The 14,739-nt window shown below is 63.1% G+C and carries 13 protein-coding genes; 5 read left to right on the top strand and 8 right to left on the bottom strand.

The features are described from left to right. Window positions 1-1,236, top strand: a 1,236-nt coding sequence (locus ACOJSJ_RS03220) for a dihydroorotase (RefSeq protein ID WP_420143545.1), incomplete at its 5' end; no start/stop codon positions are given. A 4-nt stretch (window positions 1,237-1,240) separates the two neighbouring features. On the opposite strand, the gene rarD is transcribed toward ACOJSJ_RS03220, so the two are convergent. Beyond that, on the bottom strand, window positions 1,241-2,107 hold the full coding sequence (rarD, locus tag ACOJSJ_RS03215) for an EamA family transporter RarD (RefSeq protein WP_420143544.1): 867 nt from the start codon (window positions 2,105-2,107) through the stop codon (window positions 1,241-1,243). A gap of 32 nt (window positions 2,108-2,139) precedes the next feature. After that, the gene (locus tag ACOJSJ_RS03210; protein WP_420143547.1) at window positions 2,140-2,361 is read right to left on the bottom strand and encodes a hypothetical protein; all 222 of its coding nucleotides are present in this window, start codon (window positions 2,359-2,361) and stop codon (window positions 2,140-2,142) included. 158 nt (window positions 2,362-2,519) lie between these two features. On the opposite strand from ACOJSJ_RS03210, the gene ACOJSJ_RS03205 reads away from it, so the two are divergent. After that, on the top strand, window positions 2,520-3,251 hold the full coding sequence (locus ACOJSJ_RS03205) for a hypothetical protein (RefSeq protein WP_420143543.1): 732 nt from the start codon (window positions 2,520-2,522) through the stop codon (window positions 3,249-3,251). A 194-nt stretch (window positions 3,252-3,445) separates the two neighbouring features. Here the strand turns inward: ACOJSJ_RS03205 and ACOJSJ_RS03200 are convergent, their stop codons facing one another. From ACOJSJ_RS03200 to ACOJSJ_RS03175, 6 genes are all read right to left on the bottom strand, one after another. Continuing rightward, the gene (locus tag ACOJSJ_RS03200) at window positions 3,446-4,141 is read right to left on the bottom strand and encodes a DUF2490 domain-containing protein (protein WP_420143542.1); all 696 of its coding nucleotides are present in this window, start codon (window positions 4,139-4,141) and stop codon (window positions 3,446-3,448) included. 165 nt (window positions 4,142-4,306) lie between these two features. Further along, window positions 4,307-5,935, bottom strand: coding sequence for an alpha-D-glucose phosphate-specific phosphoglucomutase (locus ACOJSJ_RS03195; protein WP_420143541.1), 1,629 nt, complete (start codon window positions 5,933-5,935; stop codon window positions 4,307-4,309). Between the two features lie 83 nt (window positions 5,936-6,018). Then, window positions 6,019-6,588: an aminoacyl-tRNA hydrolase gene (gene pth / locus ACOJSJ_RS03190; RefSeq protein WP_420143540.1), complete on the bottom strand. Its 570-nt coding sequence runs from the start codon at window positions 6,586-6,588 to the stop codon at window positions 6,019-6,021. 79 nt (window positions 6,589-6,667) lie between these two features. Further along, window positions 6,668-7,282, bottom strand: a complete 615-nt coding sequence (locus ACOJSJ_RS03185; protein ID WP_420143539.1) for a 50S ribosomal protein L25/general stress protein Ctc — start codon at window positions 7,280-7,282, stop codon at window positions 6,668-6,670. Window positions 7,283-7,493: 211 nt separating this feature from the next. Next, window positions 7,494-8,378, bottom strand: a complete 885-nt coding sequence (locus ACOJSJ_RS03180) for a TraB/GumN family protein (RefSeq protein WP_420143546.1) — start codon at window positions 8,376-8,378, stop codon at window positions 7,494-7,496. Beyond that, window positions 8,378-9,280, bottom strand: a complete 903-nt coding sequence (locus ACOJSJ_RS03175; protein WP_420143538.1) for a TraB/GumN family protein — start codon at window positions 9,278-9,280, stop codon at window positions 8,378-8,380. The genes ACOJSJ_RS03180 and ACOJSJ_RS03175 overlap by 1 nt, the downstream gene beginning before the upstream one ends. Window positions 9,281-9,431: 151 nt before the next feature. Here ACOJSJ_RS03175 and ACOJSJ_RS03170 point away from each other — a divergent pair, with 151 nt between their 5' ends. The 3 genes from ACOJSJ_RS03170 to ppdK form a co-directional block, all read left to right on the top strand. After that, complete coding sequence (locus tag ACOJSJ_RS03170) at window positions 9,432-10,304, top strand: glycine--tRNA ligase subunit alpha (protein WP_420143537.1); 873 nt, start codon at window positions 9,432-9,434, stop codon at window positions 10,302-10,304. Further along, window positions 10,304-12,568: a glycine--tRNA ligase subunit beta gene (gene glyS / locus ACOJSJ_RS03165; protein WP_420143536.1), complete on the top strand. Its 2,265-nt coding sequence runs from the start codon at window positions 10,304-10,306 to the stop codon at window positions 12,566-12,568. The genes ACOJSJ_RS03170 and glyS overlap by 1 nt, the downstream gene beginning before the upstream one ends. A 139-nt stretch (window positions 12,569-12,707) precedes the next feature. Then, on the top strand, window positions 12,708-14,739 hold a 2,032-nt coding region (gene ppdK, locus ACOJSJ_RS03160; RefSeq protein WP_420143535.1), incomplete at its 3' end, for a pyruvate, phosphate dikinase.

Genomic DNA, 14,739 nt, shown 5'->3' with positions numbered 1-14,739 from the left:
GTGGCGATCGGTACGTCGCTGGGCGATGCGGGGGAGGTGATCGACTGCGCCGGCCTGGACGTCCTGCCCGGCTGCATCGACAGTCAGGTCCATTTCCGCGAACCGGGGCTGGAGCATAAGGAAGACCTCGAATCGGGCCGCCGCGCGGCCGTGCTGGGCGGCATCACCGCCGTCTTCGAAATGCCCAATACCAATCCCAATACCGATACGGCGGAGCGCGTGCATGACAAGCTGAAGCGCGCGCATCATCGCATGTGGTGCGACCATGCCTTCTATGTCGGCGCGACGGCGGAAAATGCGGAGCAGCTGAAGGAACTGGAGCGTATTCCCGGCACGTCGGGCGTGAAGATCTTCATGGGTGCGTCGACCGGCAGCCTGCTGGTGGATGACGACAATGCGCTGTCCCGCGTGCTGGCCAGCGGTACGCGCCGCGTCGCCATCCATGCGGAGGATGAGACGCGGATGAATGCGCGAAAGGATTATCGCGTGGAGGGCGACCCGTCGTCTCATCCTGTATGGCGCGATGACGAAAGCGCGCTGATTGCCACGAAGCGGATCATCGCACTGGCGCGCAAGGCGCGCCGTCGCATCCATATCCTGCACATCACGACGCCCGCCGAACTGGACTATATCGGCCAGAACAAGGACATCGCGACCTGCGAGGTCACGCCGCAGCATCTGACGCTGGCGGGGGAGGATGCCTATCCGCGCCTTGGCACCTATGCGCAGATGAACCCGCCGATCCGGTCCGGTGCGCATCGCGACGGCCTGTGGTTCTGGCTCAATCAGGGCGTGCCCGACGTGCTGGGCAGCGACCATGCGCCCCATACGATCGAGGAAAAGGCGAAAGCCTATCCCGCGTCGCCCAGCGGCATGCCGGGCGTCCAGACGCTGGTGCCGCTGCTGCTGAACCATGTGGCGCAGGGACGCCTGTCGTTGCGCCGCTTCATCGAACTGACGTCGTCGGGGCCGCAGCGTGTATTCGGCCTGACCGGCAAGGGCCGCATTGCCAAGGGCTACGACGCCGACTTCACCGTCGTCGACCTCAAGAAGCAATGGACCGTGGGCAGCGAATGGCTGGCGTCGCGGTGCAACTGGTCGCCGTTCGAAGGCGATCAGCTGACCGGCAAGGCGATCGGCACCATCATTCGCGGCAACCGCGTGATGTGGGAAGATGCGCTGGCCAATGAAGCGATCGGCGAAGCCGTCCGCTTCGAAGCGACCGAGTTCAGCTGATCGTTCAGGCCGCCATCGCCCGGTTCCGCCGGGCGGTGGCGATGCCGTCGCTGGCGAACAGGGTCAGGCCCAGCCAGATCAGGCCGAAGCTGATCATCTGCCCGCCGCTCAGCTTTTCGCCGAACAGCCAGATGCCGCACAGAAATTGCAGCGTCGGCGCGATATATTGCATTAGGCCCAGCGCCGACATCGGCAGGCGCTGCGCCGCCATCGCGAACAGGACCAGCGGCACAGTCGTCACCGCGCCGGAAATGATCAGCAGGGCGGTGGTGGGCACATCCTGCCCGAAACCGACACCGCCATGGCTCGCTTCCCACAACAGGTACGCGATGGCGAGCGGCGTCAGCAGCGTCGTTTCCACGCCCAGCCCGGTCATCGGCGCCACCGGCGTCAATTTGCGCAGCAGCCCGTAAAAGGCGAAGCTGAATGCCAGAGACAGGCTGATCCACAGCGTCGTCAGCGCGGACGCGGCAAGGATCGCGACGCCGACGGATGCCACCATGATGGCCAGCATCTGCGGTCGGCGCAGCCGTTCCTTCAGCACGAACACGCCCAGCGTCACGTTGACCAGCGGATTGAGGAAATAGCCAAGACTGGCCGCCACGACATGACCTTCATTCACCGCCCAGACATAGGTCAGCCAGTTGATGCCGATCATGATCGCCGACCCCGCCAGCGGCAACACCAGCCGCCGGTCGCGCAGCGCCGCCATGAACGCTGGCAATCCCTTGCGCATCGCCAGGATCGCGACGATCAGCAGCAGCGACCACAACACACGCTGCGTCACGATCTCCACCGGATCGACATGGTGGAGCAGGCGGAAGAAGAGCGGCAGCAGCCCCCACAGGCCGTAGGCGCCGATGGCCGCCATCAACCCCTTGCGCGCTTCGGCATGATCCTGTGTCAGAAAATGCCCCCGCCCATGAACAGGCGCAGAGCGCCGAACGCCGCGACGATCAGGCAGAAATTCTGTCCGCCTTTCTTCGACGACATCAGTCCGATGAACGCACCGAACAGCGCCATGGGCACCAATATCCAGTTGAAGGCGCCCAGAAAGGGGATCACCGCCGGGATCATGAGGATGAGGGTGACAAGGCCAATCAGGGCTGACAATATGTTGAGCATGCGCCGACCATGGCGCGTCATCTGTCCCGGATCAAGACAATGGGACAAGGCCAGTCCGGCGCCACTGGCCACCTTGCACAAAAACCGGCAGATTTACCAAAAGTCCTAACGGAAAATTAACCTCTGTTCTTCAGGGCTTGTTTACGAAGGAGTAAAGGATGGCGGGTTTTCGGTCTTTGGGCATGATCTCTCTGGTGCTGGCGCTGGCCGCCTGCGGGAAGGGGGACAAGGATGCCAATCTTGCCGCGCTGGATGCGCAGCTGACCGACAATGCCGCCGACCCGGCGCTGAAAGGCGCGCTGGCCGATCCGATCGTGGTCGATCCGCAACTGGTGGGCCAATCCAACCGCAACGCCGTTCGTTCGGGCGATCGCGCCGCCAATGGCGCGGTGCCGGTGCTGACCGGGGACGCCGCCGCAGCGCAGGCGCAGGCGGTGAAGCTGGCCGGCGGGAAACTGATCGCCGCACCCGCCGCGACGCAGGGGGAAGCGATGGCCTCCACCGTGACGCTGGGCGCCGTGGCGCGCGAAGGGGCGGGCAACGCCAACTGCTCGAAGAAGCTCGACTATGGCATGGAATGGGCGCAGCGCATGCCCGAACCCTTTGCCCTTTATCCCGGCGCCCAACTGACAGAGGCGGCCGGGGCGCAGGCCGATGGCTGCACTCTGCGGGCCGCCAGTTTCGTGACGGCCGTGCCGCGCCAGGGCGTGATGGACTATTATTACACGCTCGCCCGCCGCGCCGGTTATGATGGCGAGCATAAGGTGATGGGCGGCGATCATGTGCTGGGCGGCACCCGCAAGGCCGACGGCAGCGCCTATTTCATCCTGTTCACCGATGCGCCGGGCGGCAGGACCAGCGTGGACATCATTGCCGATAACGGGCGGTGAAATATCCGTTTGAGACAGCGAACGAGACAGTGCGTGAAAAAGCGTGCATTATAAGCTATTGAAATAACAATGGTTATCTCGCATTTGGCGATCGACTGTCATGGCGTCGATCCTATTATGCTTTATAATCAATCGCTTGCGCATATGTCCTGATCACCGGAAATGTCGATGTGGCGCTTTTCCGGTGCTGAAAATCAATGACGGAAGAATAAAGTGACCGACGCCACATGGTTTACGCGCGTGTTGCCTGCGCGCTGGTTTACCAGCTGATTGAGGTAGCCCACCTCCAGCGTGGACGCGCCGGGAAGGCCGATTTCCGCACCCAAAAAGCTGCGGAGCTGGTCGAAGCCGCCGCGCGCGCCCCAGTCCGTATCGTTGAGCGCGGCGAAACCTTCCGCATAGACCAGCGCGTTGACGGCGTCGCTGCCCGGTTTCAGCGGCTTTTCGTAGCGGATCATTTCCCGCACCCGCCACCCCATGTCGTCGCCGTCGGACCGCCAGCGCTGTTCCAGCCGGGTGCGCGACGATAATTCGCCGCCCCATGGCTTGGCGAGCGTCCAGCTCAATTGCTGGAAGCTGCGCTCTTCGTTGATGTCCTTGCCGCCATCGATCGGCACGACGACATGGGCATAGCCCTGATAGAGCGTCACCGTGGGCGAGAATTTCCAGCCCAGCGCGCCGCGAAACAGCGACTGGTCGACCCGCGACATGCCATCGCCGATCCGTGGCTGGATTTCCGCGAAATAGACCAGCTCGTCCTTGATCGATCCCATCGCCGTCAGGTTGAGCCAGAATTGCTCATCCTCACGCGTTGCGGCCTGGGCGGGGATGGAGAGCAGGGCGATGCAGGCGGTCAGGCAGGTGGAGAGGCGGGCAAGGACAAGGCGCATGGGCTTCCCAAATGGATATGAAGGCGCAGACATAACAGGCGCACGTAACAGGCACGGGCGGCCGGTCTGCGCAGCCGCTTGTGCCTGTTACGTGCGCCATGTTTCTATCCTGTGTCCCAGCGGTAAGTTTGCATGTCGCGCAAGGCTGGATTGCGCATCGCGCGATCAGGTGATGACGCTGGGCCGGTCCATGCCGGTGAAGCCGCTGATGTCCGCGACCTCCTGCGCCGCCGCGATCAGCGGGGCAAGCGCCGTGGCGGTTTCAAGGCCCAGATCGCCGTCCGGCCCGACATAGCGTTCGATATAGACACGCAGCGTCGCGCCTTCCGTCCCCGTGCCCGACAGGCGGAACACGACGCGCGATCTATCTTCGAACAGGATGCGCACGCCCTGATTTTTGCTGACCGACTGGTCGGTGGGATCGGTATAGGCGAAATCGTCCGCGCTTTTCACCGTGCCGCCGCTATTAGCGGTGCCGGGCAGGGTGGCGAGCCTGCCACGCAGCGCCGCCATCAGGGCGTCGGCCTTGTCCTTGGCGATGGCTTCATAATCGTGACGGGCATAATAGTTGCGGCCATAGGTCGCCCAGTGATCGGCCATGATGGCGGCAACGCTCTGTTTGCGCACGGCCAGAATGTTGAGCCACAGCAGCACGGCCCAGATGCCGTCCTTTTCGCGCACATGATCGGACCCGGTGCCCGCGCTTTCCTCGCCGCAGATGGTCGCCATGCCCGCGTCGAGCAGGTTGCCGAAGAATTTCCAGCCGGTCGGCGTTTCATAGAGCGGCAGGCCCATTTTTTCCGCGACGCGATCGGCCGCGCCGCTGGTCGGCATCGACCGGGCAATGCCCTTGAGGCCCCCGGCATAGCCCGGCGCCAGATGCGCGTTGGCGGCCAGCACGGCGAGCGAATCCGACGGCGTCACATAGCAATGCCTGCCGATGATGAGGTTGCGGTCCCCGTCGCCGTCCGACGCCGCGCCGAAATCGGGCGCGTCATCGGCCATCAGCCGGTCGTATAATTCCCTGGCATGGACCAGGTTGGGGTCGGGATGGTGATGGCCGAAATCGGGCAGGGGGGTGCCGTTCATCACCGTGCCTTCGGGCGCGCCCAGCTGTCGTTCAAGAATCTCGACCGCATAGGGACCGGTCACCGCGCTCATGGAATCGAAGGCGAGGGTGAAGCCGTCGGTTATCATCCCCCGGATCGCGCCGAAATTGAACAGGCTGCGCATCAGGTCGGCGTAAGCGGTGACGGGATCGACCACCTCGACCGTCATGTCGCCCAGATGGCTGACGCCCAGCATGTCGATGTCGACGTCCGCAGCGTCCAGAATTTTGTAGCTGTCGATGACCAGCGATCGGGCGGCAATCGCGTCGGTCACTTTTTCAGGTGCGGGGCCGCCATTTCCGATATTATATTTGATGCCGAAATCTTCATCCGGGCCGCCCGGATTATGACTGGCCGACAGGACGAGGCCACCGAAGGCGCCGGACGATCGGATCAGATGCGATGCGGCGGGCGTCGACAATATGCCGCCCTGACCCACGATCACCCGGCCAAAACCATTGGCGGCCGCCATTTTCAGCACGATCTGAATGACTTCGCGGTTCAGGTAACGACCATCGCCGCCCACAACCAGCGTTTCGCCGGTAAAGCCGTCCAGGCTGTCGAACACCGACTGAACGAAATTTTCCGCATAATTGGGATGCTTGAAAACGCGCACCTTCTTGCGCAGGCCTGACGTGCCTGTATTCTGATCGTCGAACGGTATAGTGGAAACGGTCTGAATCACCAAAAATCCCCTGAACTGCGTATCTGGCGGGCGTTATGGCCCGCTTATGTTGCAATGCGCAAACAGGTTAAGGAAATTTAAGTTCAATCGTTCAGTCGCCGCGCTACTTCATTCATGAAGCGGACGTCGTCATTCCTGGCCAGCCATTCCGCCTCCGCGCCGATGGCGGCCAGCATGTCGGTCAGCGCGTCCATCTCGCTCTTGTGATAATTGCCCAGCACATAGCCATGGACCCGGTCCTTATGCCCCGGATGGCCGATGCCCAGCCGCACGCGGCGGAAATCCGCGCCGATATGCGCGTCGGTGGAACGCAGCCCGTTATGGCCCGCATTGCCGCCGCCGCGCTTCACCTTCACCTTCATGGGTGCAAGGTCCAGTTCGTCGTGCAGGACGGTCACATCCTGCGGCGTCAATTTGTAGAAGCGCATGGCTTCGCCGACGGACCGGCCGCTTTCGTTCATGAAGGTCGCGGGTTTCAGCAGGACGATCTTTTCCGTGCCGATCCGCCCTTCCTGCACCCAGCCCTGAAACTGTTTTCTGGGCGGAGAAAATCGATACATGTCGGCGATCACATCGACGGCCATGAAGCCGACATTGTGCCGGTGCATCGCATATTGTTGCCCCGGATTGCCCAGGCCAGCCCAGATCTGCATCAACATCCTCCAGAAAAACAAAACCCCGTCCGAGCATGGCCCGAACGGGGTTTGCAAAAACCTTGCGGCTGGAAAAGGCTTATTCGCCTTCGGCCGGGGTTTCGTTGTCGCCTTCGGCGCTCTTGAGAGCCGAAGGAGCGACGATCGTCGCGATGGTGAAGTCGCGGTCGTCGATCGCGGTCTTCGCGCCCTTGGGCAGCGTGACGGCGCTGATGTGGATCGATTCGCCCACTTCGAAGCCCGACAGGTCGACGACGACGTCTTCGGGGATCTTGGCGGCGTCGACGATCAGTTCGACGTCGTGACGGACGACGTTCAGAACGCCACCCTTCTTCAGGCCCGGCGAAGCGTCTTCATTTTCGAAGCGCACGGGGACGGCGACGGTGACGGTCGCATGTTCCGAAACGCGCAGGAAGTCGGCGTGCAGCGGACGGTCGGTGACGGGGTGGAAGGCCACGTCCTTGGCGAGGGTGCGGACGGTCTTGCCGCCGACTTCGACCATGATGACCGAATTGAAGAAGTGACCGGTGCCGAGCTGCTTGTTGAGGAGCTTTTCCTCGACATGGATCGACAGGGGTTCTTCATTGTTACCATAGATGACGGCGGGTACGCGGCCCTCACGGCGGAGAGCGCGGGAGGCTCCCTTGCCTGCCCGATCGCGTGCCTCTGCCGACAGCGTAAGCTGCTCGCTCATTGCGTGTCTCCAAAAGCTCATTGATGTACTTTCCCGCCACGCCTCCAGGGATGACCATCGCGGGAAGCGGGGCCTTTAGCAGAAAAGGGCAGAAAGGCAAGGGGTGGGGGCCAGTTTCGCCAATCCGTCCGTGCGTGGCGCAGCCGGGGAGTGCCAGGGGCGTGCTACCTGCCTCTCGACTGCGTTCCAAGCGAGCGGAGGCAGGCTCTGCTCACTGAACCCGCGTGACCTTATACCCCTTCGTCTCCAGCAACTGGATGAGGTTGTTCTGCCCGGTCAGGTGCCCGGCGCCCACGGCGATGAAGGGGCGGCCCTTCATCGGTTCAATCGCCTTTACCCAGTCGCGATTGCGGGCGACCAATATGGCTTCCTCCACCACCGGATCGGGCTGCTCGCCGATCTTGTCCTCTTTGGCGATCGCTTCCATGTCACCCTTCGACCATGCGGTCAGGATGCGGTCGTACAGCGCCTTCATCCCCTTGGCCTCATGGATGGTCTGCACCAGCAAGGCGGATTGGGCCTTTTCGGGCAGGGTGTCGAACGCCGCGAACTGCCGTTCCACGGTTTCCAGCCCGCCAATCGGCTTGCCAGCCTTTTTGAAGGCGGCGATCAGCACCGGTTCCACCCCGTCATCCTGACTGACGCCCAGACCCTGCTGGCTGGCGGCCGACAACAGCATCGCGGCCGCCCAGCTTTCATATCCGGACAGAAGCTGGCTGCTGGTGCCGCCGTCGCTCAGCGCCTTGTCCAGCGCCGCCTTTTCCGTGTCCGGCACCCGCTTTTCTAGCGGCGGCAGGCCGGGGCTGCGGCCCATATTTTCGAACAGGGTCAGCGTCTTCTGCTCATCCTGCAAATCCGCAGCCTCCAGCACCAGCGTGTCGGCGCTGCCCATCGCATCGCTGATCGCGGGCGTTTGCCAGTCGACATGTTTGGGCAGCACATGGATGGTGCCGAACAGCCAGCCGTTCAGGTCGCCGCGCTGCACCTGCCACAAAGCGGGGCCGCCCTGAACCTTCGGCGCGGGGGCAGTATCCTGCCCGCACGCCGCCATCAGGGTCAGCGTGGCCAGCGCCAGCAGGCGCGTCATCATCCGCATCATGGCCTGACCTTTTTCAGGCGCTCGGTCCGCAGGCCGATGGCATGCAACTGTTCCTGCACGCTTCCCTTGCCCGCCAGATGCCCTGCGCCCACGGCGATGAAGACCACGCCGGGCTGTTCCAGCCGCGCCTTGATCCACTTCGCCCAGTTGGCGTTGCGCCCGGTCAGCAGCACCTGTGCCAGTTCCGGCGTCGCCTCCAACGATTCGTTCATGGATTTGGCCAGCCGGTCGGGCTGCCCCGCCTGCCAGTATCGCAGCAGGTCGCCAAATTCCTTCTCCATGTCCGGCAGGCCGTCGACCGTGGCGTTCAGGAACTGGATCTGCTGTTCCATCGGCAGCTGGGCGAAAAATCCGATCTGCTGGTCCACCGTCTCCAGCGCGTCGATTTTCTTTCCGGCGGACTGCGCCGCGGTGCGCAGGATTTTTTCGGAGCCAAGGTCATTCTGGTATCCCAGCTTCGCCAGCGGCGCGACCGACAGCGCCATGCCGCTCATCCACGGGTTGAACATGTCGAACGTCTGCCACGGCAGGCCGTTGGCGGTCATCGCAGCCTGATATTTGGCGCGCGCTTCGGGCGTCAGCCGGTCGGACAGCTTCACCCCATCCTTCGGCAGCGCCATCGTCCCCATGGTCGCGCCCATCGCGCCGGGATCGTCGGGTTCGATGATTTCCAGCACCAGTTCGTCGGACCGGTCGAACGCGCGTTTCACATCGCCCGCGAACCAGTCGATCCCCGGCTTCATCACATGGACGGTGCCGAACAAATAGATTGTCGTATCATCGTCGCTGACGGACCAGAGGGCGGGGGTGGCGGGACCGGCAGGCCGGCCCTGCGCCACGCCGCCCGTCAGCAGCAGCGCCGCGCCCAGCGACCGGAAAAGCATGGGAAGCATCTTCATGGCTTCATCCATGGGGTGCGCGGCGATCCACGGCAAGCCGTTTAACCCTGTTTCGCGCCGGATCGGCACGTCCGCGCCCTTGACCATGATCATGCCATGCGCCAAGGCGCGGGGCAGAAACTTGCCAAATAGATATATCGAAGGATTTTCCGTGGCCGAAGGCAAAGTGCTTTCCTTCCAGGATCTGATCCTGACCCTCCATGCCTATTGGGGGAAACAGGGCTGTGTCATCCTGCAACCCTATGACATGGAAGTGGGCGCGGGCACCTTTCACCCCGCGACCACGCTGCGCAGCCTTGGCCCCAACGCCTGGAACGCCGCCTATGTGCAGCCCAGCCGCCGCCCGACCGACGGCCGCTATGGCGAAAATCCCAACCGGCTTCAGCATTATTACCAATATCAGGTGATCATGAAGCCCAGCCCTGCGAACCTGCAGGAACTGTATCTGGGCAGCCTCAGGGAAATCGGCATCGACCCGCTGGTCCATGACATTCGTTTCGTCGAGGATGACTGGGAAAGCCCGACGCTGGGCGCATGGGGCCTTGGCTGGGAAGTGTGGTGCGACGGCATGGAAGTCACGCAGTTCACCTATTTCCAGCAGATGGGCGGGTTCGACTGCAAGCCGGTCGCGGGGGAACTGACCTACGGCCTTGAACGGCTCGCCATGTATATTCAGGGCGTCGACAGCGTGTACGACCTGAAATTCAACGATGCGGGCGTCACCTATGGCGACGTGTTCCTGGCCAACGAACAGCAGATGTCGAAATGGAATTTCGAGATCGCCGACACCGAAAAGCTGTTCCGCTGGTTCAAAGATGCGGAGGCGGAGTGCAAGGCGTCGCTGGACGCGGGCGTACCGCTCGCCGCCTATGATCAGGCGATCAAGGCGAGCCATGTGTTCAACCTGCTTCAGGCCCGCGGGGTCATATCCGTACAGGAACGCGCCAGCTATATCGGCCGCGTGCGCGATCTGGCCAAGGGCAGCTGCGAAAAATGGATGGAAGTGAACGGGTGGACTGCGTGATGACTGACTTCCTCCTCGAATTGCGCTGCGAGGAAATCCCGGCGCGCATGCAGGCGAAGGCATCGGAAGACCTTGCCCGCCTGTTCACTGAAGAACTGGCGAAGGCGGGGCTCAAGCCGCAGGGCGTGGACAGTTTCGTAACGCCGCGCCGTCTGGCGCTGATCGCGCGCGGACTGCCGCAGGAAACCGCTGCCGTTTCCGAAGAATTCAAAGGCCCGCGCACCAGCGCGCCTGCGCAGGCGCTCGACGGCTTCCTGCGCAAGACCGGCCTGACGCAGGATCAGCTGGAAGATCGCGACGGCGTGTGGTTCGCCGTGGTGAACCGGCCCGGCCGCGCCACCGCCGATGTGCTGGGCGAAGCCGTGCCCGCCGTCATCCGCGCCTTCCCCTGGCCCAAATCGATGCGGTGGGGCACGGCCAGCCAGACGACCGAAAGCCTGCGCTGGGTCCGTCCGTTGCAGGGGATCGTCGCGCTGTTGGGCGGCAATGTCGTCGCCATCGAAATCGACGGCATCGTCGCGGGGCGCGAAACCGTTGGCCATCGCTTCCATTCGACCGGAACCGTCAGCATCGACGGCGCGGACGATTATGCCGCGAAACTGCGCGCCGCCCATGTCATCGTGTCGCATCAGGAACGACAGGACATCATCGAGGCAAAAGCCGCGCAGGCCGCCGCCGCGCACGGCTATAGCGTGATCGAGGACAAGGGCTTGGTCGCGGAAAATGCGGGGCTGACCGAATGGCCGGTGCCGCTACTGGGCGATTTCGACCCGGCTTTCCTTGAGGTGCCGCCTGAAGTCATTCAGCTAACCCTTCGGATTAATCAGAAATATTTCGTGCTCCGCGATGCAGCCGGCAATCTGGCCCCCGCCTTTATCTGCACCGCCAATATCGAGGCGAAGGATGGCGGCGCGGCGATCATCGCCGGCAATCGCAAGGTGCTGGCGGCGCGCCTGTCCGACGCGCGCTTCTTCTGGGAACAGGATCGCAAGACCCCGCTGGCGGATCAGGCGAAGAAGCTGACCCGCATCACCTTTCACGAAAAGCTGGGCACCGTGGCCGAAAAGGTGGAGCGGGTCGCGAAGCTGGCCCGCTGGCTGGTGGAAGAAGGCATCATTCCCGGTGCGGACGCGGACATGGCCGAACAGGCGGCCCGCCTTGCCAAGGCCGATCTGGTCACCGAAATGGTCGGAGAGTTCCCCGAACTTCAAGGGGTTATGGGTGGATATTACGCCCGCGCCGAAGGTTTGCCGGATGTCGTGGCCGACGCGATCCGCGATCATTACAAGCCGGTCGGGCAGGGCGATGACGTCCCCACCGCGCCGGTCACCATCGCGGTCAGTCTGGCCGACAAGCTGGACACGCTGGTCGGTTTCTTCGGCATCGAACAGGGGCCGACCGGATCGAAAGACCCGTTCGCCCTGCGCCGGGCCGCGCTGTCGATCCTGCGCCTGCTGGAAACCAACGGCCTGCGCCTCAACCTCAAGAAAATCCATGCCGTGGCGCTCAGCGATCATGTCTATCGCCATGTGTTCCTGAACACCAAGGCGCTGGCCGATGTCGATGCGCAGGCGCTGGCGAAATTCGGGCTGGACCCGGCCAAGGTCACCGAAGTCGAATGGCAGGCCGCCAATCTGGCGCGCCCGGAAATCAAATCCTTCGTCGGCGCCTTTGCGGCGTCGGACGTGCCTTTCCTCGATTTCTTCGCGGACCGGCTGAAGGTGCAGCAGAAGGAAGCCGGGGTTCGCCACGACCTGATCGATGCGGTGTTCGCGCTTGGGCAGGAAACGGGCAAGGCCGAGGATGATCTGGTCCGCCTGCTGGCCCGCGTGAAGGCGCTCCAGTCCTTCATTTCGACCGACGACGGCGCCAACCTGCTCGCCGGATATAAGCGCGCCGCGAACATCCTGAAAAAGGAAGTGCCCAACGCCATCACCTCGGTGGAGGGCGTGCTAGAGCATCCGCTCCCAGCCTCCGCTGGCGTGACGGTGGAGGGGCTGTCCTACACGCCCGTAAAGGCGGAAGCTGACCTTATCGCCGCGCTGGACGCCGCCGAACCTCAGGCGGCGCAGGCCGTTGCGGCGGAAGCGTTCGAAAGCGCGATGGCCGCACTGGCGACGCTGCGCGCCCCGATCGACGCCTTCTTCGATGCCGTTACGGTCAATGATGCCGATCCGGCGAAGCGCACGACTCGCCTCGCTTTGCTGGCGCGGGTGCGTGACGCGGTGCACAAGGTAGCCGACTTTTCGAAAATTACGGGATAGGGAAACAAAATTTCGAATTAAGCGGGAAATATGCGAAGTTAAGCGCGTTAAGTCCTGTTCTAATCTATGGTAGCCCGCTAATTGCGGCATTATTATTGCATCGCACAACACGGCAATCAGTGCAGGGAGAGCCGATATTATGATCACGACGGATGAGGCCCAGATGAGCAGCAATTCGACGCGTTATGTCTATCGTTTCGGTGGCGGCGTGGACGATGGCGGTCAGGGGGATCGCAATCTTCTGGGTGGCAAGGGCGCCAATCTGGACGGCATGGCAGCCATCGGCCTTCCGGTGCCGCCGGGCTTCACCATCACGACGGAAATGTGCACCCGCTATTATGTCGATGGCGGCAAATATCCCGAAAGCCTGAACGCGGAAGTCGCCAACGGCATCGCGCATATCGAAGGGGTCACGGGCAAGCGTTTTGGCGATGCGGCCGATCCGCTGTTGGTGTCGGTCCGTTCGGGCGCGCGCGCGTCGATGCCCGGCATGATGGATACGGTGTTGAACCTTGGCCTGAACGACGAAACCGTCGTCGGCCTTGCCACCGCATCGGGCGACGAACGTTTCGCCTGGGACAGCTATCGCCGCTTCATCCAGATGTATTCGGACGTCGTGCTGGAACTCGACCATGGCGCGTTCGAAGAAGCGTTGGAAATCGCCAAGGAAGATCAGGGCTATACGCTCGACACCGAAATGTCGGCGGACGACTGGAAGGCGCTGGTCGCCGAATATAAGGCGCTGGTTGAAAAGCTGTGGAACAAGCCTTTCCCGCAGGATGTGCATGACCAGCTGTGGGGCGCGATCAGCGCTGTGTTCGGATCGTGGCAGTCGGAACGGGCCAAGGTCTATCGCCGTCTGAACAATATTCCCGGCGAATGGGGCACCGCCGTCAATGTGCAGGCGATGGTGTTCGGCAATATGGGCGAAACATCGGCCACTGGCGTCGCCTTCACCCGCGACCCGTCGACCGGCGAAAATGCCTATTATGGCGAATATCTGATCAACGCGCAGGGCGAAGATGTCGTCGCGGGCATCCGCACCCCGCAATATCTGACGCTGGCCGCGCGCGAACGGGCAGGGGCCAAGCCGCTGTCGATGGAAGAGGCGATGCCCGAAACCTATGCCGAACTGGCGAAGGTGTTCGAAATCCTCGAAACCCATTATCGCGACATGCAGGACATCGAATTCACGGTGCAGCAGGGCAAGCTGTGGATGCTGCAAACCCGTTCGGGCAAGCGCACCGCAAAGGCTGCGCTGAAAATGGCCGTGGACATGGCCAATGAAGGCCTGATCACGCAGGAAGAAGCCGTCGCCCGTGTCGATCCCGCCGCGCTCGATCAGCTGCTGCACCCCACGCTCGATCCCAGCGCGCCGCGCGATGTGCTGACGAAGGGACTTCCCGCTTCGCCGGGCGCTGCATCGGGCCTGATCGTGTTCGACGCCGATACGGCCGAACGGCGCAACGAACTGGGCGACGCAGTCATCCTCGTCCGCGTGGAAACCAGCCCCGAAGACATTCATGGCATGCACGCGGCCAAGGGCATCCTGACCGCACGTGGCGGCATGACGTCACACGCCGCCGTGGTGGCGCGCGGCATGGGCCGCCCCTGCGTTTCCGGCGCGGGCGGCATTTCCATCGATGCAAAGGCGAACATCCTGCGCGTCGGCGGCCGTGAGCTGAAGGAAGGCGACATCCTGACCATCGACGGGTCCACCGGCGAAGTGATGGCGGGCGAAGTGCCCACCGTTCAGCCCGAACTGGCCGGTGATTTCGGCACCCTGATGGTGTGGGCCGACAAGGTCCGCCGCCTGAAGGTGCGCGCCAACGCCGAAACCCCACTCGATTGCCAGACCGCGCGCGATTTCGGCGCGGAAGGCGTGGGCCTGTGTCGCACCGAACATATGTTCTTCGACGCGGCGCGCATCACCGCCGTGCGCGAAATGATCCTGGCCGACAGCGAAAAGGGCCGCCGCACGGCGCTCGACAAGCTGCTGCCCGAACAGCGCGACGATTTCGCCCAGATCTTCATGGTGATGGCTGGCCTGCCGGTCACCATCCGCCTGCTGGACCCGCCGCTCCACGAATTCCTGCCGCATGGCGAAGCGGAGTTCGAGGAAGTGGCAAAGGCCGCCGGCGTCGGCGTCGAAGCGCTCAAGCGCCGGGCCG

It is taken from the genome of Sphingobium sp. (assembly GCF_048594625.1).
Taxonomy (GTDB): domain Bacteria; phylum Pseudomonadota; class Alphaproteobacteria; order Sphingomonadales; family Sphingomonadaceae; genus Sphingobium.
Note: the sequence above shows the minus strand (reverse complement) of the source record. Positions and strands in the feature narration are given on the sequence as shown.